This is a genomic window from bacterium (assembly GCA_036382775.1).
Lineage (GTDB): Bacteria > Hydrothermota > Tepidihabitantia > SM23-42 > JAOAFX01 > DASVHD01.
Genome location: DASVHD010000047.1, coordinates 31,812 through 53,772 on the forward strand (window position 1 = coordinate 31,812; position 21,961 = coordinate 53,772).

Genomic DNA, 21,961 nt, shown 5'->3' on the forward strand with positions numbered 1-21,961 from the left:
GCCAAAAATGCTATCAATCGCAAAGGTCAAGGAAAACGTCCTCAAGCTCATACAGGTCTACGGCGATTTTGTCAAGGCCATGGTGAGGATGAACCCGGGGATCGAGCTGAAATTCGACGTCTACTTCTCCAGCAAACCGGAAGGCGATCATCTGTTTACGTTCGACATTCCCTTTGTCAAGGCGTACCTGATCATCAAGGTTTCGAGCTCGCACGGCATCCTGAAGTGCGTTCACATCGACCTGTAACCGACGCGGGAACGGGCGTGAAGAAAAGCGGCGGCGGCAGTGGACCTTACCAGGGACTTACTGAAAGTCAACGTAAGATCATTGCCGCCGTCGAGGATTCACTTACATGCCCTGGATTCCGCAAAAAATTCTTTTCGCTATTCGGCCATTATTTTAGGTGCTGGCATTGTTTTAAGATAATGTGCCGATTCATAGGAGGCATGATATGGTTAACAATCAAGAAGTGGCTGACGAAAAATCCGGAGCTGTAATACAAACGTCGCAGCCTGGGGATCCGGCGGGGAAAGCCGAACCGGTCGAACCGGCAACATCGGCGGTGATTTCCAAGACGTTAAATGAAGCGGCGGACCAGGTGTCGTCTGAGCCGGCATTGTTAGCTGAGCCAGGGGGGTCAGCCGCGGAAAAGCCGCTGGTGCCGGTACCTGAACAACCGCCGGCAAAGAAACCGCCAGCTGTGTCTGAGGATCTGATAAAGGATTATACCGAAGCGCTGGTGGCAACACTGGACGTCGTTAACGGCCAGGTATGCTCGGTGATCGCGCGCCAAATGGACCACGATTTTTCATTCAAACAGTCCCAGCATGACAAGCTGGTGATGGTCTGGACACCGGTCGTGCGGATGTTCTATGACAAGATTCCGGTCCTGGTGGTCGCCGGATTTACGACCGTTACGGTCCTGGGCGGAAATTTCATCGCGGCGCGTCAGCTGCGCGATGAGAAGGATCAGAAAAAATGACCGAGAACCGCCAGGCTATGATATTGCCGGCATCGTCAAGATCGATCCTGATCGAACTGGTGAGCCGATTTTTTCAATCCAGGCATAAAATGGCAGAGCTGCTCAAAAGTCTATATACTAAATCGATTCGGATTCCTCGAGTAGAGCATATATACTTTCCGGCGGCGATCGCCGAAGTATATATACAAGCCGGCAGGATCCCGAGTATATATACTTCAGGATCTGCGTCGACTGAGACGTAAATTATATATGATTAAGCTTTTTCGAGTGCGAGGAGAGACCATGAAGAAAAAAACAAAAACGAACAAGAATGACCAGGTAGATGATGGGATGGTCCTGGAGAATCCGCAGCATAAGGACCATTATGCTTGCTGGTGCGGTCGCTGGGTGTCGCTGTACATATTTCACGCTCATAAATGGTTAAAGGTCGGCGTGTTTTGTAATCGCTGCGGCGCGGTCGCGCTCTATAAAAAATACAATAAGAAGGACAATTCCTGATGAAGTACTCTATTTTTAGCATGCCCTATTTTTTCTATCGCGGGCTCTGCGCGATCGGTGCATCGATCCGGCGTTACTATTTTAACTATCGTACTGAGCGTTACTTTGCGCGCTGCCGGGAGGACATCACCAGGCTCCACTGGTACATGATCAAATGTCATTACTCGCGCCAGGACCGCCGGCGAATCGCCAGGCAGCTGATGAAATATACCATGTCATTGAGCGGCTTCGATTTCAAGGAAGGCAAGGTGCAACCATGACAAGACCTCGTATGTTCTTTTTGATCATCGGCACGACGCACACCGGAAAGACGTACTTTATCCGGGACCTGATAAAACTATCGAAGCAGAAGGTCCTGGTCTATGACGTGAACCGCGAAGAAAAGTACGCTCGCCTGCCGGTAGTCAACGTGCAAAAACTGGCATCGTTTCATAAGGGCAAATATCGCGTAATTCAGCGGCAGCCGGACCAGGTAATCGAATACATAATTAACGACTATCGTAACGGACTGCTTATCCTGGACGATGTGGACCGCTATTTATCGGTTACTTCGGTCGCATGGAATGACCTGATTATCGGTCATCGACACATGGGTCTGGACCTGATCGCGGTATTTCACTCATTAAACCGTACCTTGCCGATATTTTACGAGAACTGTACCGATATCATTCTCTTCAAAACTCAGGAACAGCCTGACAAGAGCATAAATAAGCTGCCTAAATCGGACGATGTACTAAGGGCGTTTTACCAGGTTGAAAGCAATAAGGATCCGCATTACAAAGTACGGATCCGCTGCCGATAGTCAAGCGGTGCAAAAGGGATAATTATCCCTTATTTTTACCTGGTCTACTCCACCCCCCTCCCCCCTTTTTGTTATAATGTACCATAATGGATATTTATACTTTGAGATATCCTGCGGGCCTGGCATGGGGTCAGGCCCTAAAGAGAGGTGCTTTATGAAGGGATGGTTTGGGGATTTTTTGCTGACTGCTTTCGCGGTGCTTGTGGCATTGATACTCTATCACATATCCGCGCCGATAGTCAGTGGCTTGTTCAAGCCAAAAAAGTAAAGGGGGTTACCTATGCCAAGCAATCTATTATCTGAACTCGAAAGAATCGAAGAGCTGGCTCGGGGTGAATCCTTCGCGTACGATGATCCTGCTGATACGGTGCTTTCCCTTGCTGGCCCACTGGCCGATATCGAGATCGATCAGCAATTCGGGTTCGATACTCAATCGAGTAAATCGCCGTCCGGTACGACCTATGGCCTACGGATCGTCAATGGGGTGGCGGGGGCAAGGACCGTCAAACTCTTTGGTTTCGAAGGCTTTAAATACACTGATGCCAACGTTACAATCACGGCCCAGGGCGGTTATGGAACGTATGAAAAGTTCTGTTACTCGAACTGGTTCAATCCGGCCGAGATTGTATCGGTAAGGATCACCACCACATCAGCTCAGATCGACCAGATGTCGCTGAAATGGGTGCGGGACAGTGTCTTCGGTAAGCTCGATTCCAATGTTCTTTCGATGTCTTCGTATCGGACTGAGTCGGACTATCAGACTGGAGTCATCACGATTCCGTTCCGGTTTCTGCTGGCGTTCGATGCGTATATTGAGACGACGATCCTGGTCTCGACGACCGTTGACTTGCTATTCTTCATGGGTGCGCGTCTCGATCCGGCGAAAAAGATCGAAGCCATGAGATCGGCGCCGCAGATAATGTCGAAGTCCGGCCGAAGGCCAGTGCTAAGTAAATCTGGTGGCGCAGTTTAAAAGGCGGTGATCCATGAGAGCAGTTGATAGGATCATCGAAAAACTACCAGGCTATGCTGAGATGCGCGGTCAGGTATCCGACGAGGCGATCATTGCTCACGCGGCTGCCGTCTATCCTACTACGACCGCAATTGCCGTCGCTGAAGCCGAGGTCGAATCCGAAGGATTCGGCTTGTTCGGGATCGGCGATATTTTCAATGTGGCAAAAAACGCTATTAAAGGCGTGGTTGGAGCTGGGAAGGGTGTGATCAAGGCGTTTTCAAAAACGCATGACGTGGGGCTAAAAATCACGCCTAAAGAACCGCAGCCTACCGCTGCGCAGGTCGCGGCAGCGGTCGCAAAAGAAAAGGATAAGTCTAAGGCTAAACCTTCCTGGATCCTTCCGGCTATTATCGCGGTTGTCGTTGCGGTAGTGATCGTCCTGTTTGTTTCGTTCACCGGCAAAGCGAAGTGATGTAAATGGTGTACCAGCATACGCTTACGCTCAAAGGTCCGGCGGACGTAATCGTTTCCTGCCCTGATAATGGCGTGGTATGGTGTAAAGGCAATAACGGATTGCAGTACTCAATACCGCATCGCTGTCATCAGGGCAGGACGCTTCTTAAGCTCCCGCGACCGCCCAAAATCCTTAAGATCATCGCTACAAAAAGATTCACGGTGGAAGTCAAACCTTTCAATGCCCGTCGCCGTCATGCTTAGATATGTCATTGAGCCATCGGACCGGATCGTCAAGATATTCCCTAAGCGTGAGCTCGTGGTCATCGATCCATCGTTTTATACGATTTACAATTTTAACATCCGCGTATTTATCCTGCTGCACGAGTTGGCTCATTTAGATAGGTCTAACGAATATGAGGCCGACTATCAAGCGTTTCGTATGTACCGCGATGCCGGCTATCCTTTGCGCGACTGCATTTTTGCCCTTACCCGCATATTGCCCCTGCCTAAAAATTATGAGCGTGTCTCTCGCCTATTCCGAAGGATTATCGATGAATATCCTGAGCTTCTTAATTGATCGGAATTGGTATATGCCGCTGATCAAGCCCAAAGATTCCCTGCTGCCCTATTATGAATACATTGCCGAGCAGCTTGGCATGCCGATCGAGCTGGTGATCGCTCATGCACAATTAGAAAGCCAGCAGTATTATCTTGCCAGGGGTAAAGCAGGGGAATACGGGCTGTGGCAGTTTCTACCATCGACCTGGAAAGGGCTGATGGGCAGCGCGAACTGGAAAAGCATCGATAACCAATGCGCGGCCTATATCATACATACGCGCAATGTTATCAATCGCTATGGACTCAATTTACACAACTCCGCGCATGTTACAGTTTACTTATGGGTGTGGAATGCCGGCGGCGGAAATTACGAGAAGAATTTTATGCCTGTATCAACCCGTGAATATATCCGCGTGATTAAACAATATCAAGCGCAAGTCGAAGTGTAGGAGATATGAAATGAACAAGGACGATGTAAAAAAGCTCGCGTATTCAATATGGGATTCTAAACTCCCTGTAAATTATAAGATGGAATTATTTGGCGGCCTTAAAAAACTATATGATACATGGGATCAGTATTCGGATCAGGGGCGTCGAGAAGTCGTTCAGTTGGTCAAAGATCGTTTGGAATGGATCAAAACGCATGATCCGCAAGTTATTATTACCCAATTAATTTTTGATCTAATCGACATTATTTTAAAACCAATATCATTTGGGCTGTGGCTTTTGAGACACATAAAAGAAGTCGTATTATTTGTAGTGGTGGCAGCCTTGATCGCCGGCGGTGCTTACTACGGGATCAAGCTTCGAAAGGTAGTCAAAAAATGATAAGAGCATTCCGAAGGACGCAGACGCAAGATCGAGACGAAAAAACAGATCCGCCGATAGTGCCTTCGGAGAGTCTTCAGTCGGCGGAAAAACCCATCGAAAACATCCCGGGTCCGCCTGATCCAAAGCCTGAACCTGAACCTGAAAAATCACCGGCAAAGAAAGAATCTAAACTTGATTATTTGCTGATCGTTGAAAAAATATCCGACAACCAGGTCAAAATCACATTCGCCGGCCGTCCGTCCGTGATTACGCCGGTTGAAAAACACTGGGACATAATCCGAGACTACTATAAATATAAAATTTTGCCAACCGATCCCGAGCCGACTGAGTACTACAAACTTAAAGACTCTCCTGGAAGGCCGCCGAAGGAATGGTGGAATAGCAAGGTGCGCTGTCTGCGCCGTGAACATCCTGGTTATTCGGGCAAGCGGATCAGTAAGGTCGCCGGTGAAATTTGGGAAGGATACTCGGTCAACACAAAACGCAGGTTGATATCAAGAGTGGAACGTAAGAAAAGGAGTAAACGATGATCTATATTATCAAACGCAGTTTCATGGACAATGCATTGACGACGGATATGCTGCCGAGGGGGTTTCGTTATTTCAGTTTTTTGACTGACGGCGGTATCAATCCTGAGTGTAATTTCGCCAATGAAAATTTGACGCTCGAATTGATTGCGGTCGGTAACGCAGCGGGACCAGTATATCCGATTAATCAGGAAGTACTTAATCTCACCGCGGGCGTTCTGTGCGATATGCTTCGCATAACGAACCTACAAATGGGCATGAGTCCACTGACGCTTGAAAATGGATACGGGAATATCATCGTGGTCTGCTCGGATGAGCCGCTTGGGGGTAATTTTATCACAAAGAGCAATGCGCATATTGAAGAAGCACTGACAATTCCGGCAGCCACTACGAAAACCTATTGGCTCGGCAGGGACCGGGTAGACGCTGCTGACATTTTACTGCTGCCTTATGTTCCGCCGCGTTATAACTATGCGATGGTATTGTTGCAATACGGCGGCGGAACGATAGCGAGTCTTCAATGGGCACCTTTCGCTAAAACGTTAAATGTGTTCGGTTCAACAGTGAATGCCGGCGATATTACAAGCGTCAAAACGTCGGATCGCGTAAGGATAACAATACAAAACACTCATGTAGCGGATCCAGCGAATGCGGTCGTCTATGCAGTCTTTTGCGAGGGCGGCGCGTAATGAATGTAAATAAATTGCTAAACATACTAATAATTATAATCTGTTTAGTATCAATGCTCGAAGGCCTGGCATTGATTAAAGGCGTGGATGGTGCGGCACTATCCGCCATGATCGGTTTATTTTGTGCTATCGCGGGGATCATTGGGACGGTGCTGAGATACAAGATCAAGCATCATCACGATCAGAAATAGGAGCAACCATGAAAAAATGGCTTTTGATACTTATCGGCATTTTGATCGGCATGCTGGCGGAAGTAATTCTGGCGGTACTGGTAATTACTGTTTTTAATAAAAATCTGAGCGTGGAACTTAACAAAAAAAGCAGCTGGTACGGTATCCTAAAACCGATTAACGTCTTTCCGATCAGAATCCCGCTGCGGAAGATCTTTGCTTCGTTCCTGGGTCTAAAAGGTCCCGCCGGTATTCAAGAGAATCCGCTGGAGCTTAAGCTCAAATAGATCTTCCTGCAGGAAAAAGTATATATACTTCACCATGCAAAAGTATATATATTTCGAAGATATCCAATTTTACCCCTTGACAATTCCGTTTTTGTTCTTAAACTGTACACGTGAGCAACAAAGAATAAAATAACAAGGGAGGATGTATGAAATATATAATACCATTTGTCTTGCTCTTTTCTTTGTCATGTAAAGCCAATTTTACAATGGACACGTATGTCGATGAATTTATAAATATTGATGCGAAGGGTTACTATTTGAAAATTCTAACGCCGGAATCGGAACAGCAGAGCAAAGATTATTTTTTTGGTAAAATAGTTGTGAGCCCTGGATGCAGTTTTGTGAGGGGTTCCGAGGAACGCGTAATCAATTGTTATTTGTTGGACGCTGATAATTATGAAGAATGGAAAAGCGGAAAGGATCCGTCGACAAGCATATTCAAAAAAATTGAAAAATCAGACATGACGATACCGATTACTGAATTGAATTGGGATGAGAATAAAAAATACTATTTTATAATTAGCAACAGGTTTTCGGAAATGAATAAATCGGTTCATTTGTATTTGATAAGGATCTATTAAATGTCGAAAGCAACTCATAATTACCCAGGGGAAGCCAGGATACCAATCTTGGCAGGGCAGGTCGCTCCTGCCGTTATGAGTTGCTCACCTCCCCTGGGGAAAGGTGAGCTGATATGGAATATTTTAAACAAGGCGAAAAGTGGAGGCGGCCACAAATGAGCCGGGTCACAAGATATTTTAATATCCGCCTTAGAGATCTAATGGTCGAAAAAGGATTCAAGGCTGGGCAGCTGGCGATGATTACAAATGTTGCGCCGGCTTCGGTATCGCTTTGGATCAATGGCATTGAAATGCCGCCGGACGATATCCAGTGTCTGATCGCTATCTGGCTCGGTGTGTGCCGAGATGAGATCTGGCAATTTAAAAAAGAATGTTTTAACGAAATTATTGAGCTTTCGAAACTTCACAAAGAACAGGTGCGGCTGGAGAAAAAGCTGGCCGGAAAATTACAGCTGCAAAATTCAAACGAGGATTTTTAGTGAACTCCTTTAATAAACTATTTCAATGACCTAACTGTCTATTATCAGACGTTGGCAGTTGTCGGCGAAATAGGCCATATTATAGCGGAAACGGGCTTTTGGGGCGTGATCTCCCCAAGACGGATAATCTATGTAGTCTAAAAGCTAATTCGTAGCATTTAATACATAAAATCCCACCTGATCATTTATCTTGGTCTGATGGGATTTTCTATTTTATAGAGCTGTTTTTGATTTTATACACTGTTATACAAGCTTTTATTAATTTTAAATCGCTTTCCACACATTTTACAGTAAAAATCCAGCCATTCCGGGTCTTCAATATTTTTTACTCTTTTTGAACCGCTGTATTGGTCAAGTGCATGTGCCTTTCCGCATTTTGGGCAGGTACTCGTTTTCTTTAATCCTTTTATCAGTTCGACGTCAGCAATTAAGATCACTTCAGAACTGTCCTTTTTGTTGTCTGACATTTTACCTCCGCCGTCAATTATAGCCCGTAGAAATTTTTTGTCAACCTTGAAAGAAGGTTGTTTTGGCTCGGTTATTACCTACAATATATTTTCGCAAAGTTAAAGCCCCGCTATGCGGGATCATGACTTTACCCTACATTTTTGGATTTAAGCCGTAAGGCTTTTACTTAGAACTCTTACGAGTTAACTCCTTTTCCATCCCATCCCTCACCTTTTTCCTCTCCCTTAGAAAGGGAGAGGGTTGGGGTGAGGGTTAGATTACGGATCACGGTATGTGGTCTTTTTAGTATTTCCGGTTTACCTAATACTCTGGTATCCTGATCTCCATTTTCCGATCATCTGATTTCCTGATATCCGTAATAACTTGACTGGTACTGCAAAATAATTATACTTACGCATTATCATGAAAATTCTTGTCATCGGCGGTACGCGGTTCGTAGGCAGGCATTTTGTTGAAATAGCGGTCAAAAAAGGCCACCAGATAACGCTTTTTAACCGCGGCAAATCAAATCCAGGCATATTTAGCGGAATCGAGCAGTACCATGGCAGTCGTAATACCGAACTTTCAAATTTGTTAATATCGAACCGGCACTGGGACTGTGTGCTTGATACCTGCGGATACGTACCACGGATCGTCAAAAGCAGCGCTGAATACCTTAAAATTTCCGTAGACCGGTACGTCTTCGTATCTACCATAAGCGTGTACGCAGATTTTACAAAACCCGGGATCACCGAGGATTCGCCGCTGAGCACGACCAATGATCCGGCTGCCGAAACCGTTACGAATGAAAACTATGGTCCGCTGAAAGTGCTATGCGAAAAAGCTGTGAACGATTTATATGGCGACAACACTCTTATAATCAGACCCGGTTTGATCGTCGGACCTTATGACCCGACTGACCGTTTTACTTACTGGCCGGTTAGGATCAGCCGTGGGGGTGAAGTCATCGCGCCCTCTCCCCCGGATTCACCTGTGCAGTTCATTGACGGACGCGATCTGGCTGAATTTATGTTATCCGGTATTGAAAATAAAACGAAAGGGACCTACAACGCGACCGGTCCTGAATATCCGATGACCATGGAAGAGGCTCTGCGCGCTTGCATCGCGGCAACCGGCAGCAAAGCAACATTTGCCTGGGTATCCGAGAAGTTCATCGAGGATAACAATATCGATATGCCGGGCTGGGTCCCGAAAAACTGGTATGGCATCAGCCAGGTCGATTGCAGCAAGGCGATAAAACAAGGTCTGCGTTTCAGGTCCTTGCATGATATTATCAAAGACACGCTGGACTGGCACGCCACCAGACCAGCGGACTACGTCTTGAAGGCTGGATTAAAGCCGGAAGTCGAAGTAGAATTACTGGAAAAATGGCGGAAATTAGTGAGTTAATAGTAATTGTGTAATTATGTAATTGATAGATTACCGGCTACGGTTTACGCTCTACTGTCTTTTCCGCCGCCTTCTCCCCGGCCACGTAGCCGGTGGAAAACGCCGCCTGCAGGTTATAACCGCCGGTGTTGCCGTCAATATCAATGACCTCGCCGCAGAAAAACAAGTTCTTGACTAATTTGGATTCCATGGTCTTCGGATCAATTTCGTTCAAAGCGATGCCGCCTGCGGTCACGACGGCTTCTTCGATCGGTCGAGCACATTTCACGGTCATGCGGAAATCCTGTAGGGTCTGCACTATCGTCTGACGTTCCTCCCGCGTTATGTCACCGCATTTTTTCATTGGTGACAATCTGATGCGGTCAATGAATACCGGTATCATCCTCAACGGCAGTAAGTTGGCTATCATGTTTTTTACCATTGTTCTGCTGTTGTCTTTGATCTCTCTTAGCATGCGTCCATCAAGGATCTCGTACGATAACGCCGGCTTGAAATTTATTGCCAGCGCTACACTCTTTTTCGCATCATGATCATTACTGGCGGCATCTAACTCTTCCATTTTTTCTATTATTATCTTGCTCATGGTCAGCACGATCGGACCGGATACGCCGTAATGCGTAAAGAGCATTTCGCCGAACATTTTCGCGAACGGCTGATGCGATCCCGTTTCATAAGCGCTTAGTTCGACATTTTTCAAAGATAATCCTTTAAGCGATCCGGCAAAGCTTTCTTTTATCTCGATCGGAACCAAGCTTGGCTTAGGATCTATTATTGTATGTCTAAGCTCGCCTGCCAGCTTGTAACCATCACCGGTCGAGCCGGTCCCAGGATAGGACATGCCGCCTGTTGCCAGGATCACGGCTTTTGCCTGCAATATTTCATTTGTTTCTGTTCTAACCCCCATAATACCGTCAGCGTCTATTAGTATTTTGGCAATCCTGCAGTTATATCTCACGCGCACGCGTTTTTGTTTTAAATAACGCTCCAAGCATAACGTCACTTCATCCGCTTTGTTAGATTTCGGAAATACCCTTCCCCCTCTTTCAATAACGACCTCGACCCCGCGCAATTTAAGAAATTCCATAAGATGAGTGTTAAAAAACACGTGCAGGATATTATACATGAACTTGGCGCTGTCACCGCTACCGTAGCTCTTGATGAACGTTTCGACATCGCCAATATTGGTGATATTACAGCGGCCTTTACCCGTTATGCTGAGTTTATTCCCAAGACTTCGAGTTTTTTCAATCAGTAAAACCCTTGCTTTTAATTCTCCAGCCCTGCCCGCCGCCATCATGCCGGCTGGACCGCCGCCGATGACGATTACGTCATACTGGTTACCAGGTAATTGGGGAGTAGGGTAATTATGTTTCATTGCACGATTATCTTGTTATAGTCATTGTAGTGGTCGATTTTACTCGACATGCAATCCGTATTCTCTGCAGAGCAAGTTCTGCCACTACATATTTTATTATTCGATAAACGCTTTAAGATCATGCGCAGCACCTCCACCGGCAGACCTACGATATTGGTATAACTGCCTGAGTATTTTTCAATTAGGCGCTTCCCCTTTTCCTGGATCGCGTAAGCACCGGCTTTGTCCATGGGTTCGCCAGTTTGCACGTAATCATGTATCGTTTTATCGCTCAGTCGTCTCAACCAGACGCGGCTGATCACCGCTTTGGTGACGATAAGATCGCTCTTTTCAGCGCGCCCAAACTTTGACCGGTGTCGCATAATGACAGCCAGACCAGTGACAACGTCGTGCCGTTTACCGCTCAGCAGTTTGAGGATACGTACCGCGTCGCGTTTGCTTTTTGGCTGCCCGATGATCTTATTTTTAAATGAAATAACAGTATCCGCAGCGATCACTATCAGATCGCGCCGGCTGCCGGTGCGCGACCGCGATTCGATCGCCATGACCCGCGAAGCTTTTGCCAGCGCGACACGCATGCAGTACAAGATCGCGTTTTCGTCCGGGATCGGCGTTTCTGGTATAGTGCTGTGCCTGATTTCAAACTCCGTCCTCCCAATTATGCGCGAAAGCAAGGCACAGCGCCGTGGAGACCGTGAAGCCAGTACGATCCTAAATCTCTTTGGAACTGAAAAATGCATTTTGTTATTTCGCAGCATCGAAACTTTTAGAACACGCGGAACGACACGCGATCGATCAGGGTCTTATCCGGGGTGTGACCCCTGGCTTCCAGCATATATTCACCGGGTTTCGGCTTCCAGACAAATTCAAAAGGCGGTTTCGAGGTCGCGAGCTCAGCACCGTTGAGCACGAAGGTTACCTCACTGATCGCAACCGTATCTGGCTGGACTTTGAAGATAACGGCCTGGGAGTTATAGGTAACGCGGGGATCTATGGTAAAAATGTCGCCGGCAGAAGGTGTTACTATATGAAAACCCTTTTTCCCATTACCGGGTCCGGTCGTCATTTCAATGTCCCGCGACCGGTCGTTATCGCTTTCAGCACAGGTATCTTTCGGTTGGGTTCCGGGGATGAATATCTCATCGATGACCCGGTCGCATCGTGACGATGGGAGCAGTCCACTTCTGGCGCATACTGACAAATGCTCAAGGGACGGGGGTTCATCGAAAGCCGCAGGCAGCTGGTCGCGGTGGAGTTCGATCATGATATCGCGGAACAAGGGAGCCGTCCCGGAAATACCCGAGACACCGTGCATCGGTGATCCGTCAAAATTGCCGACCCATACGCCGACCACGTAGCCACTGGTGTATCCAATACACCAGTTGTCGCGATAGTTCTTCGATGTTCCGGTTTTCACCGCGCATTCGAAAGGCAGGTCGAGCGGTGAATCATCGCCAAAGGCTTTAAGACGGCTAGCGTTATCGGCCAGGATGTCTGTGATGATATACGCTATGTCGACGGTGGTTGCGGTCATTGCCGGCAGCGTGTCCTGACCGCCGCCTGCCGGCGCGATAAAACACCTCTCCCCTTTCCAGACACCGCCGTTGGCAAAAGCGCGGTAACCATTCGTGAGTTCCAGCAGCGTGGCTTCGGCTGCGCCTAATGCCAACGCCAGTCCATAATGGCTTGCTTCACGGTCCAGACTTGTAAAATGCATCGTCTGCCGTAAATACTGGTGGAATCGTTCGATCCCAATTCTTTCAAGCAGGACCACGGTCGGTACGTTGAACGACGAGCCTAGAGCTTCGCGCGCGCGCGTCGGGCCGTGGTAACGTTCTCCGTAATTCTGCGGCGCGAAACGCGTGCCATCCGGAAGCCTAAACTCGATCGCAGAGTCAGGAAGTACCGTGCTCACCGGTATGCCGCATTTCAACCCGAGCGCGTAGAGGAACGGCTTGATGCTGGAACCAGGCTGACGCCGCGCCGTGCAGCCGTTGACCTGGCCATCGCGGCAGTCAAAATAATCCTTCGAACCAACCATTGCCAGGATATCGCCGCTGCCGCGCTTGATCACGATGGCGGCTCCCTGGGTCACGTTGTAGTTTCTCAGCGTATTTATGGACGTTGCCAGGAGTTTTTCCAGATCCTTTTGCAGGTTAAGGTCAAGCGTGGTCATGATCTCGGTGCGGCCATTTGTCACCGCCGGATCCAGCTGAGCCAGAATATAGTCGACAAAATGAGGCGCGTAGAAACGCGCTCTTCTGTCATCAATGTCCGGCGATTCACTGCAGGCGACCGAGAACATCAGCGTGTCAATAACCCCATATCCCAGCATTGTCTCAAGGAGATGGTTTCGTTCATTCATGACATGGTCTGGATTAACGAAGGGATTATGCACGGTCGGCGACTGGGGGATCACGGCGAGCAGCGCCGATTCGCCAAGCGACAGCTGGAGCGCTTTTTTTTCAAAATAGCACACCGCTGCTGCTTCGATGCCGTACGCCTGGTTGCCGTACGGCGACCGGTTAAGGTAAATTTCAAGGATCTGCGCTTTGCTCAAGTAAAGCTCGAGTTTCAGCGCGTACGCCATCTCAAGTAGTTTACTCCATACCCCGCGGTTTTTCATCCCCAGCGTCATCTTGGCGACCTGCATGGTTATCGTCGATCCGCCGGAAACGGTCTTCCCTTTTACGACGTCGGTCGCCAGCGCCCGAGTGAGCGCAATAAGATCGATCCCGTGATGGATCATGAATCTTTTGTCTTCCCTGATTACGGTCGCCCTGATGACGTGCGGCGATATCGAGTCGAGCGGGACCCAGACGCTGGTCTTGTAATCGCGCGACAGGACCTCGCGCAGAAGAACGCCGTTACGGTCCAGAACCCGGAACGAGCTGAACCGTGGATAAGTGTTATTAGAAGACACGGGCAGGACAAAAAATCCGACAGCAACGCAGACGGCAGTCAAGAAGATAATGATAATTGTTTTTTGCATAGTACGATCCAAAATATTGTACATAAAAAGACCACCATATCAAGTCAATATATGGCGGGTTCTGAAAACGCATTCATCCTCCTCATGTCAATCACTTGACATCCTGGTGTTTTGGGCTACAATTATATTTTCTGATGACAACAGAACCATCCAACACTCTGATCTGCGAAAAGTGCGGCCAGCAGAACGACAAAAACAATAAACTGTGCCGCAGCTGCGGTACGCCGCTGTATAAGAACTATTACAGAGGGCTCTGGTTCAGAAATATGGTCGTCACATTCGCGCTATTTATTGTGCCTCTGGTAATCGTATTTTATATCCTGAATTTTGAAGTAACATCATCTTTCGAGCATCAGATCCAAACCAGTCTTGATTACTCGGTAAATGTTAATGCGCGCATTATCCGGCTGTTTTTGGAAGAAAGACAGAAAGACCTGTTGTCCATAGCGGACTTTGACGGCATGACTCTGACCGAAGCAGGTTCACGGGTCAATTACTTCAAGCGTTTTATCAGAAATAAACCGGAGTTTGACCTTCTAGTGGTCGCCGATACGACCGGCACGATCGTCATGGCAACAGACGACATCCATGGTTCGATCAAAACCCGTACGTATTTTAAGCATTCATTACGGGGTGAATTTTATAACAGCGGTATCTTCTATTCCGATATCCTCGACACGACCGCCATGGTCGTATCAAGTCCGTTTCGCAACCGTGCGGGCCGGATAATCGGCGTTATTCTTGCCAATATTTCGCTCAAAAACTTCTATAACCTGATCCTTGATCTGCGGATCGGAAAAACGAGCGAGATCTTTCTGGTCGATGAAAACGGGTATTTTCTCTCGCCCTCCAAGCTCGGCGGCGATGTTCTTACACAAGTCGCGTACTTAAAAGGGGATCCAAACCCCCACACTGGAAGCGATGGTCTGCTTATGCACCGTGATTACCGGGGTGAGAAAGTGATCTGCGCCTACAAAAAGAACAATGACCTGCATTGGTACCTGATCTCTGAAATGGACGTCGATGAAGCGCTCGCGCCGGTAAACGCGCTTAAAAATATCATGCTTCTGACATTCGTCATAGTCGGCCTGTTTCTGATCGGCTCGTCCATAATTTTTTCGCGACAGGTAACGTCCATGCTCAAGAACCTGACCGCGAGCTTGAAAGCGGCGCTTGACGATAGCAGTGCGAAGAAAGAAATGATCAACACGATCAACATAGAGCTACGCAAGCGCTTAAAAGAGTGCCAAAGCCTGAGCACCAGGCTCAACATATCCGAAGTAAATCTCAAAAATATTGCCAACAGCATCACCAGCGGACTGATCGCCGTTAACCGTGAATACCGGATAACCTACTGTAATAACGCCGCCCGGGTATTATTGCATACTGCCTATGACCTTTTGGATAAAAATCTTTTCGAAGCCGGGACGGTTTTTTCCGATCCGGTCATCAAAAAAGCGATCGAAGACCTTTTTACGAAAGGCAGCGGTTTCCGCCTGGACCGCAAAAATGTTGAAATCGATGGCGTGCACATGACCTTGACAATAGCCGGGTTTCCGGTTCAGACCTTTGACGGACTGAACACGGCGACGCTTTTGCTAACTGACATATCGGATCTAGAACTCATGAATGCGCAGATGGCGGATTACGAGAAGCTGTCGGCTTTGAGCCAGCTCGCGTTGGGTGCCGCGCATGAGATTAACAACCCGCTCCAGGGTATAACATCATATCTGGAAATGCTGCGCGACGAAGAGACTGACGTCGAGAATAAAACCCGAACCCAGGCCGTCCTTGATAACGCGTACCGGATATCGGAGACGATCCGCGGTCTTCTGAATTTCGCTCGCCCGACTCCCCCTTCTTTCACAAAGAAAAATCTTAACAAACTGATCATCGAGACGATATCATTCTTGAAACATCAGCCGCTGTTTAAAAAACTGAAGATCGAAAATAATTTGAACGAAGCCCTGCCCACGGTAACAGCCGATGCCAACCAGATGCGCCAGGTTCTCATCAATATTCTCCTTAACGCAGCACAGGCGACGCCGGAAGGAGGGACGATAACGGTGAATACCGCTAAAGTAAAATTCGAGGAATTCGTCGAAATCACCGTTACCGACACGGGCATGGGTATTAAGGAAGAAGATCTTAAAAAAGTATTCGATCCCTTTTTTACGACTAAGAAAGGAACGGGAACCGGCCTGGGATTGAGCATAAGTTTAAGCTATATCAAGAACCATAATGGTGACATTCATATATCAAGCACGGTAAGCAAAGGGACGAGCGTAAGGATCGTTGTACCCGTGCGTCAGAAGGGCCGGGTTCAGGGGGAGGTTATTGAATAATGGCTGAATCGATCATGATCATTGATGATGAAGTCCTCACGTTGAATAACCTGAAGCGGGCATTGACCCGGGAAGGTTATGAAGTATTGATCAGCGATAATGGCGAGAATGGCCTTGCCATCTACCGTGAGCGCCGTCCCAATCTCGTCCTGGTTGATCTTATGCTCCCCGGTATTGACGGCCTTGAAGTGCTGAAGCGCATCAAAGCCATTGACCCGGAAACGGTCGTTATCATGATCACCGCGTACGAGATCCTTGAAAAGGCAGTGCAGGCGATGAAACTGGGCGCTTACGATTATCTGTTAAAACCTTTCAAACTCGTCGATCTGAAGATCGTGATCAGCCGAGCGCTTGAACTTCAGCAGCTCCGGCTGCGCATATCCGAAACGATCGAAACCGAAAAAGGTAAATACTATTTCGGCCGAATTATTGCCAAGAACCAGGCTATGAAAGATACCCTGGAAACCGCGCATAAAATCGCCAGCCTCGACAAAACAACGGTGCTGCTCAAAGGAGAAAGCGGCACTGGAAAGGAATTGCTAGCGCGCGCGATCCATTATAACAGCAAGCGCCTGGATAAGCCATTTGTCGAGATCAACTGCGCGGCGATCCCGGAAACTCTGCTGGAAAGCGAGTTGTTCGGTTATGAACCGGGCGCGTTCACGGACGCTAAAAAACGTAAAATTGGTCTATTGGAAAAAGCGAATATGGGCACTCTGTTCCTTGATGAAATCGCTGACATGAGTCTGCCGGTCCAGGCTAAAGTCCTTAAGGTCCTGGAAGAACAGGTATTTACCAGGCTGGGCGGGACGCAAGAAACTAAATGCAATGTCAGAGTAATCGCCGCCACGAATAAAAATCTTCAACAGGAGATTTCAGCTGGCCGGTTCCGCGAAGATCTGTTTTATCGGCTCAATGTCGTGCCGCTTGAGATACCGCCTTTGCGCGCCCGGACTGAAGATATAATACCGCTAGCGCTTACTTTCATGCAGGATTTCAATCATGAGTTGCACCGGACGTATAAGGGGATAACCGGTCCAGCTGCGATCGCCCTTACCCAGTATTCTTGGCCTGGAAATGTCCGGGAGCTTAAGAATGTTATCGAACGTATCATGAGTCTCAATGATAGCGAAGAAATAAAACCCGAACAGCTGCCCCAGGAAATCCGAGCCTTGAAAGCTGCCAGCGGGTTGGAACCATTGATGCAAAAACAGCAGTCAAGCTTCATGACCCTGGACGAACTGGAGAGAAAGTATATCAAGGAAATATTAACGCATACCCAGGGGAATAAGACAAAAGCAGCGCAGATACTCGGCATCCACAGTACATCATTATTCAGAAAACTGAAGAAACGCAAATAACCCGGTCATAGTTTAAAATTAGAAGTAAAATGCATTTCGCACCATTGCATTATGCATTGAAACATGCATTTTGCAGTAATGAGGGTATATAATTTGCCGAAATTTCGACATTAAAACATGGCATGAATCTTGCAATATGAATGGTTGATGGAGGTTAACAATGGTTAAAATAGCCGAAGATACAAAAAGCAAAGAAAAGAAATATGATCCGTTTATGGAAGCCACTTTGCAATATGAAAAGGCTGCCAATTCACTGGATCTTGAACCCTGGATATATAACCGCTTGAAATATCCAGAGAAAGAACTCACTGTTCATATGACAATTACCCGGGACAGTGGTCTAGTAGAAACTTTTACCGGGTATCGTGTCCAGCATTCCACGATCCGCGGACCGGGTAAAGGCGGAATACGCTACAGCCCTGATGCGTCATTGAGCGAATGCAAAGCGCTCGCTGCCTGGATGACATGGAAATGCGCTGTACTCGACCTTCCGTTAGGCGGGGCAAAAGGCGCGGTTATCTGCAACCCGCCCGATATGTCGGAGAATGAGCTTGAGAAACTAACCAAAGAATTCACGTATGCGATAAAAGATATCATTGGTCCGCACAAAGACGTGCCGGCGCCGGATGTCTATACAAATTCCCAAACCATGGCATGGATCTGCGATGCGTACAGCCGGTATGTCGGGCATTTTGAACCAGCCGTGGTTACCGGGAAACCGCTTGAAATCGGCGGGTCCCGCGGCCGAAGCCAGGCTACAGGTTTGGGCATGTACTACACGCTGCTTGAGGCTTCCAAGTACCTTGATTTGCCGCTTGAAGGCATGCGCGTTGGTCTCATTGGATACGGGAACGTGGGTTCATCGATCGCGCGTTTGCTTAATGACTATGGCTGCCGCATCGTTGCCATAACCGATATATATGGCGGTATCTATAAGAAAAATGGTATCAATATCAAGGATCTGGACGCTTTTGTAAAGAAAACCAAGACCATCAAAGATTTTCCGAACCATGATGCGATAACAAATGAAGACCTACTGAAGTTAGATTGTGAACTGCTCCTCCCCTGCGCTATGGAAGGAATGATCACTACTCAGAATGCTCCATCCATCAAAGCAAAGATCATCTGCGAAGGCGCAAATGGCCCCACGACAACGGAAGCCACTACTATTCTCAGCGACATGGGTGTTTTCATTATCCCTGATATTCTGGCCAATGCCGGCGGGGTTACGGTATCATACCTGGAATGGGTGCAGAACGTTCAGAGCCTTTTCTTTACTGAGGAAGAAGTCAGGGAAAGATGCTGGCAGAAAATGTGCCAGGCATTTGGTGATGTCGTTCGTATAAAGGATAAGTACAAAATCGATATGCGATTGGCCGCTTATACGCTGGCCGTACAGCGAGTGGCCGATTCAGTCAGAATGTTAGGAAAAATCGGCAGAAACTGACAATTTGATTATGTAAAATATACATAAGAAATTTCTTTAAAAGCCCCATGAAACTTTCATGGGGCTTTTGCCATTATGAATGCAGAAAGCTATAGCATATTATACTATGACTGACCTTGACATTTGTTAGTATTTTAATATAATAATAAACAAAAAGGAGTTATCCCAATGGAAATAAAGACTGACGAAGTGCATGGAATTCTCCAAAAATACAGAAACAGGAAGTCAGCATTGCTTGCTGTACTGCAGGATATCCAGGAAAAATACAACTGGTTGCCTGAGCCGGTCTTAAGAATGGTTTCAGAGGAACTATGTGTACCCTTAATCGATATTTATTCTGTTGCAACGTTTTACCGCGCGTTCAGCCTGGTTCCCCGAGGCAGGCATTTGTGCACTGTATGTCTGGGTACCGCCTGCCATGTTCGGGGCGCTCCGACCGTTCTCAGCAGAGTCGAGGATAAACTGGGGATCGAAGCTGGTTGCACGACGAGAGATGAAGAATTTACTTTGGAAACGGTTAATTGCCTTGGTGCGTGTGCGCTTGCTCCTATCGTCGTGATCGACGGCAAATACCACGGGCAGACGACTGTTCACAAAGTTGACACAATCTTTTCCGAAATTAAGAAGGTTAAGCCTGCACAAAAAGCAGCGAAAAAAACAAGGACAAAAACAACAAAAAAAGTCAAAACCCGAACCACAACCAAGAAAAAAAAGTGATACTTAAAGAAATCATAGATATTTTGAACGCTGCAGTGCTCTCAAATCGCGAATCTCTGAACCTGGACATACAGCGTGTCATTGCCTGTGATCTGATGAGCGACGTATTGGCTTTCGGCGATTCCGGAGCGCTTCTGATAACCGGGTTGATTAACACTCAGGTCATCCGTACGTGCGAAATAGCAGGGATCCAGGCGGTCGTCTTTGTACGCGGAAAAAAACCAACGGTAGAAACGGTTAAGATGAGCGAGGATTTTGGCATTACGGTCATGCAGTCAGATTTGTCGACATTTGAGGCATGCGGCCGGCTGTTCGCCCAAGGTTTGGCTTCGGGTTTGACAAAGGTATGAACGAAGGCGAAACAATATTTCACGAGGAGTTTACAGTCCGGGGCGGCGATTTTGCCAACGCGGGCGACGCTTCCTGCAGGATCCGGCGGATCCTCAAAGATATCGGTGTCGACGCCGACATTATTCGGCGCGTAGCGATCGCTTCTTATGAAGCAGAAATGAACGTGGTAATGTACGCAAAATCCGGGATAATGATGCTGGACGTTACATCGGTGCAGATCCTGATCAAAGTCGAGGACCAGGGTCAAGGAATAGAGAATATCGAATTGGCGATGCAACCCGGGTTTTCAACAGCCACGCCGGAGATGCGGGAAATGGGATTTGGCGCCGGCATGGGCTTGCCCAATATCAAAAAGAATTCGGATGTATTTGACATCAAGTCCGAGCTGGGCAGCGGCACCCGGCTTAAGATCATTATCCATTTGAACGGTAAACATGCCTGAGAACAGGATTTATCATTCCATTAAAATAGACGTGCAGCACTGTATCGGCTGCGTTGCCTGCATGAAAGCGTGTCCGACCAAAGCCATCCGTGTCCGAAAGCGACGGGCCATCATAAATTATGACCGCTGCATTGATTGCGGGGAATGCCTGCGCGTGTGCCCTTGTAACGCGGTTGTTTCGCTCACGACATCTGCCGCTGATCTTTCCCGGTTCAAGTACAAAGTGGCATTACCGTCGCCGGTACTGTATTCGCAGTTTGGTCAGAACACCATGCCCAACACTGTACTTGCCGCCCTTGAAGAAACAGGATTTGACCGTGTCTACGATGAAGCGGTAATCTGCGAAATGACTTCGCTTGCCATTGAGGAATATCTGGTGAACCGGAAAGGCGCAGGGCCGACGATTTCCACAACCTGTCCCGTGGTCGTGCGGCTGATACAACGGCTCTTTCCTGATCTTTGCAGTTTGATCGTGCCCATTGAACCACCCAGGGAGATCGCGGCGAAAAATCTGCGCGCCGAAATTTCTAAAAAACTCGATATTCCCGACAATGAGATCGGGATAATCCATATAACGTCGTGCCCGGCTAAAATGGTTTCCATCAATCAACCGGAATCGATGTCGAAGTCTTATTTGAACGGCGCGGTCTCCATCCGTGACATCTTTAACCAAATCATGATGAAGATCAAAAAACCGAGCCTGCATGGTATCATGGATCCTCAGTGGTCGAGCAGCAGCATTGGGATCAACTGGGCGATCACGGGCGGTGAAACGAACTGTTTGAAGACATCCAATACGATCGCCGTCTCCGGTGTATATGATACGATCCGCATCCTGGGCGATGTTGAATCCGGCCGGTTAAAGAAGATCAACTACCTGGAATGCATGATCTGTCCCGACGGTTGCGTGGGCGGACCATTGGCCGTGGAGAACAGGTTCATTGCCAAAAGCAATATAATAAGGTTAATCAGGCATCTCGGCAACCGCCGGGTCGTTGATGCCGGTTACGTCAGGAAACTGTACAAAGACGGGTTTTTCTCATTTGAGCATGCGGTGGCACCCAGGCCTTTCACGCCGCTGGACAACAACCGTGATATGGCGATAAAAAAGTTCAAAATGAAAGAACAGATCATGAAAAAACTGCCGGGCATCAACTGTGGCGTATGTGGTGCGCCTGATTGCGAAACGCTTGCCGAGGATATCGCCAGGGAAGCAGCCCGGCTTGAGGAATGTATTTTTTTAGCTGCCACGTGAAGG

29 protein-coding genes are annotated in these 21,961 nt (G+C 47.8%); 25 read left to right on the top strand and 4 right to left on the bottom strand.

Annotation, left to right across the window (positions count from 1 at the left end):
* Positions 1-7: 7 nt before the first annotated feature.
* The 17 genes from VF399_11985 (at position 8) to VF399_12065 (ending at position 7,816) form a co-directional block, all read left to right on the top strand.
* A complete protein-coding gene (locus VF399_11985) occupies positions 8-247 on the top strand; it encodes a hypothetical protein (GenBank protein HEX7321058.1) in 240 nt (79 codons plus the stop codon).
* A gap of 205 nt (positions 248-452) precedes the next feature.
* Positions 453-983, top strand: coding sequence for a hypothetical protein (locus tag VF399_11990; GenBank protein ID HEX7321059.1), 531 nt, complete (start codon positions 453-455; stop codon positions 981-983).
* 282 nt (positions 984-1,265) lie between these two features.
* Positions 1,266-1,481 carry a hypothetical protein gene (locus tag VF399_11995; protein HEX7321060.1) on the top strand — a complete coding sequence of 72 codons (216 nt, stop codon included), beginning with the start codon at positions 1,266-1,268 and terminating at the stop codon, positions 1,479-1,481.
* Complete coding sequence (locus VF399_12000; protein HEX7321061.1) at positions 1,481-1,741, top strand: hypothetical protein; 261 nt, start codon at positions 1,481-1,483, stop codon at positions 1,739-1,741. Before VF399_11995 ends, VF399_12000 begins: the two co-directional genes overlap by 1 nt.
* Positions 1,738-2,283: an ATP-binding protein gene (locus VF399_12005; GenBank protein ID HEX7321062.1), complete on the top strand. Its 546-nt coding sequence runs from the start codon at positions 1,738-1,740 to the stop codon at positions 2,281-2,283. Before VF399_12000 ends, VF399_12005 begins: the two co-directional genes overlap by 4 nt.
* 280 nt (positions 2,284-2,563) lie before the next feature.
* Positions 2,564-3,256, top strand: coding sequence for a hypothetical protein (locus VF399_12010; protein ID HEX7321063.1), 693 nt, complete (start codon positions 2,564-2,566; stop codon positions 3,254-3,256).
* Between the two features lie 13 nt (positions 3,257-3,269).
* Entirely contained in the window at positions 3,270-3,710 is a 441-nt protein-coding gene (locus tag VF399_12015) for a hypothetical protein (protein ID HEX7321064.1), read from the top strand.
* A gap of 5 nt (positions 3,711-3,715) precedes the next feature.
* On the top strand, positions 3,716-3,955 hold the full coding sequence (locus VF399_12020; GenBank protein HEX7321065.1) for a hypothetical protein: 240 nt from the start codon (positions 3,716-3,718) through the stop codon (positions 3,953-3,955).
* Positions 3,933-4,271, top strand: coding sequence for a hypothetical protein (locus tag VF399_12025; protein HEX7321066.1), 339 nt, complete (start codon positions 3,933-3,935; stop codon positions 4,269-4,271). Before VF399_12020 ends, VF399_12025 begins: the two co-directional genes overlap by 23 nt.
* Complete coding sequence (locus tag VF399_12030; protein ID HEX7321067.1) at positions 4,246-4,701, top strand: transglycosylase SLT domain-containing protein; 456 nt, start codon at positions 4,246-4,248, stop codon at positions 4,699-4,701. The genes VF399_12025 and VF399_12030 overlap by 26 nt, the downstream gene beginning before the upstream one ends.
* A gap of 10 nt (positions 4,702-4,711) precedes the next feature.
* Positions 4,712-5,080 (top strand): hypothetical protein, encoded by a 369-nt coding sequence (locus VF399_12035; GenBank protein HEX7321068.1) that lies wholly within the window; start codon positions 4,712-4,714, stop codon positions 5,078-5,080.
* Positions 5,077-5,613, top strand: coding sequence for a hypothetical protein (locus VF399_12040; GenBank protein HEX7321069.1), 537 nt, complete (start codon positions 5,077-5,079; stop codon positions 5,611-5,613). Before VF399_12035 ends, VF399_12040 begins: the two co-directional genes overlap by 4 nt.
* Complete coding sequence (locus tag VF399_12045) at positions 5,610-6,299, top strand: hypothetical protein (GenBank protein ID HEX7321070.1); 690 nt, start codon at positions 5,610-5,612, stop codon at positions 6,297-6,299. Before VF399_12040 ends, VF399_12045 begins: the two co-directional genes overlap by 4 nt.
* Positions 6,299-6,490, top strand: coding sequence for a hypothetical protein (locus tag VF399_12050; protein HEX7321071.1), 192 nt, complete (start codon positions 6,299-6,301; stop codon positions 6,488-6,490). Before VF399_12045 ends, VF399_12050 begins: the two co-directional genes overlap by 1 nt.
* A gap of 8 nt (positions 6,491-6,498) precedes the next feature.
* The gene (locus tag VF399_12055) at positions 6,499-6,756 is read left to right on the top strand and encodes a hypothetical protein (GenBank protein ID HEX7321072.1); all 258 of its coding nucleotides are present in this window, start codon (positions 6,499-6,501) and stop codon (positions 6,754-6,756) included.
* A 146-nt stretch (positions 6,757-6,902) separates the two neighbouring features.
* Positions 6,903-7,337: a hypothetical protein gene (locus VF399_12060; protein ID HEX7321073.1), complete on the top strand. Its 435-nt coding sequence runs from the start codon at positions 6,903-6,905 to the stop codon at positions 7,335-7,337.
* Between the two features lie 113 nt (positions 7,338-7,450).
* On the top strand, positions 7,451-7,816 hold the full coding sequence (locus VF399_12065) for a helix-turn-helix transcriptional regulator (protein ID HEX7321074.1): 366 nt from the start codon (positions 7,451-7,453) through the stop codon (positions 7,814-7,816).
* Between the two features lie 233 nt (positions 7,817-8,049).
* Here VF399_12065 and VF399_12070 read toward each other — a convergent pair whose 3' ends face one another.
* Positions 8,050-8,283 carry a hypothetical protein gene (locus tag VF399_12070; protein ID HEX7321075.1) on the bottom strand — a complete coding sequence of 78 codons (234 nt, stop codon included), beginning with the start codon at positions 8,281-8,283 and terminating at the stop codon, positions 8,050-8,052.
* Between the two features lie 403 nt (positions 8,284-8,686).
* On the opposite strand from VF399_12070, the gene VF399_12075 reads away from it, so the two are divergent.
* A complete protein-coding gene (locus tag VF399_12075) occupies positions 8,687-9,673 on the top strand; it encodes an SDR family oxidoreductase (protein HEX7321076.1) in 987 nt (328 codons plus the stop codon).
* A 37-nt stretch (positions 9,674-9,710) separates the two neighbouring features.
* On the opposite strand, the gene VF399_12080 is transcribed toward VF399_12075, so the two are convergent.
* Genes VF399_12080 through pbpC form a run of 3 tightly spaced genes read right to left on the bottom strand, consistent with a single transcriptional unit; the run spans position 9,711 to position 14,040 of the window.
* On the bottom strand, positions 9,711-11,048 hold the full coding sequence (locus VF399_12080) for an NAD(P)/FAD-dependent oxidoreductase (protein ID HEX7321077.1): 1,338 nt from the start codon (positions 11,046-11,048) through the stop codon (positions 9,711-9,713).
* Positions 11,045-11,806 (bottom strand): Maf family protein, encoded by a 762-nt coding sequence (locus VF399_12085; GenBank protein HEX7321078.1) that lies wholly within the window; start codon positions 11,804-11,806, stop codon positions 11,045-11,047. The genes VF399_12080 and VF399_12085 overlap by 4 nt, the downstream gene beginning before the upstream one ends.
* An 8-nt stretch (positions 11,807-11,814) precedes the next feature.
* On the bottom strand, positions 11,815-14,040 hold the full coding sequence (pbpC, locus tag VF399_12090; protein HEX7321079.1) for a penicillin-binding protein 1C: 2,226 nt from the start codon (positions 14,038-14,040) through the stop codon (positions 11,815-11,817).
* Between the two features lie 134 nt (positions 14,041-14,174).
* Between pbpC and VF399_12095 the strand changes: the two genes are divergently transcribed.
* From VF399_12095 to VF399_12125, 7 genes are all read left to right on the top strand, one after another.
* On the top strand, positions 14,175-16,385 hold the full coding sequence (locus VF399_12095) for an ATP-binding protein (protein ID HEX7321080.1): 2,211 nt from the start codon (positions 14,175-14,177) through the stop codon (positions 16,383-16,385).
* A complete protein-coding gene (locus VF399_12100) occupies positions 16,385-17,746 on the top strand; it encodes a sigma-54 dependent transcriptional regulator (GenBank protein HEX7321081.1) in 1,362 nt (453 codons plus the stop codon). The genes VF399_12095 and VF399_12100 overlap by 1 nt, the downstream gene beginning before the upstream one ends.
* Before the next feature lie 160 nt (positions 17,747-17,906).
* Entirely contained in the window at positions 17,907-19,193 is a 1,287-nt protein-coding gene (locus tag VF399_12105; GenBank protein ID HEX7321082.1) for a Glu/Leu/Phe/Val dehydrogenase, read from the top strand.
* Positions 19,194-19,361: 168 nt separating this feature from the next.
* Positions 19,362-19,910: an NAD(P)H-dependent oxidoreductase subunit E gene (locus tag VF399_12110; protein HEX7321083.1), complete on the top strand. Its 549-nt coding sequence runs from the start codon at positions 19,362-19,364 to the stop codon at positions 19,908-19,910.
* Positions 19,907-20,260, top strand: coding sequence for a DRTGG domain-containing protein (locus VF399_12115; GenBank protein ID HEX7321084.1), 354 nt, complete (start codon positions 19,907-19,909; stop codon positions 20,258-20,260). The genes VF399_12110 and VF399_12115 overlap by 4 nt, the downstream gene beginning before the upstream one ends.
* The gene (locus VF399_12120) at positions 20,257-20,703 is read left to right on the top strand and encodes an ATP-binding protein (GenBank protein ID HEX7321085.1); all 447 of its coding nucleotides are present in this window, start codon (positions 20,257-20,259) and stop codon (positions 20,701-20,703) included. The genes VF399_12115 and VF399_12120 overlap by 4 nt, the downstream gene beginning before the upstream one ends.
* Entirely contained in the window at positions 20,696-21,958 is a 1,263-nt protein-coding gene (locus VF399_12125; protein HEX7321086.1) for a [Fe-Fe] hydrogenase large subunit C-terminal domain-containing protein, read from the top strand. The genes VF399_12120 and VF399_12125 overlap by 8 nt, the downstream gene beginning before the upstream one ends.
* Positions 21,959-21,961 lie beyond the last annotated feature (3 nt).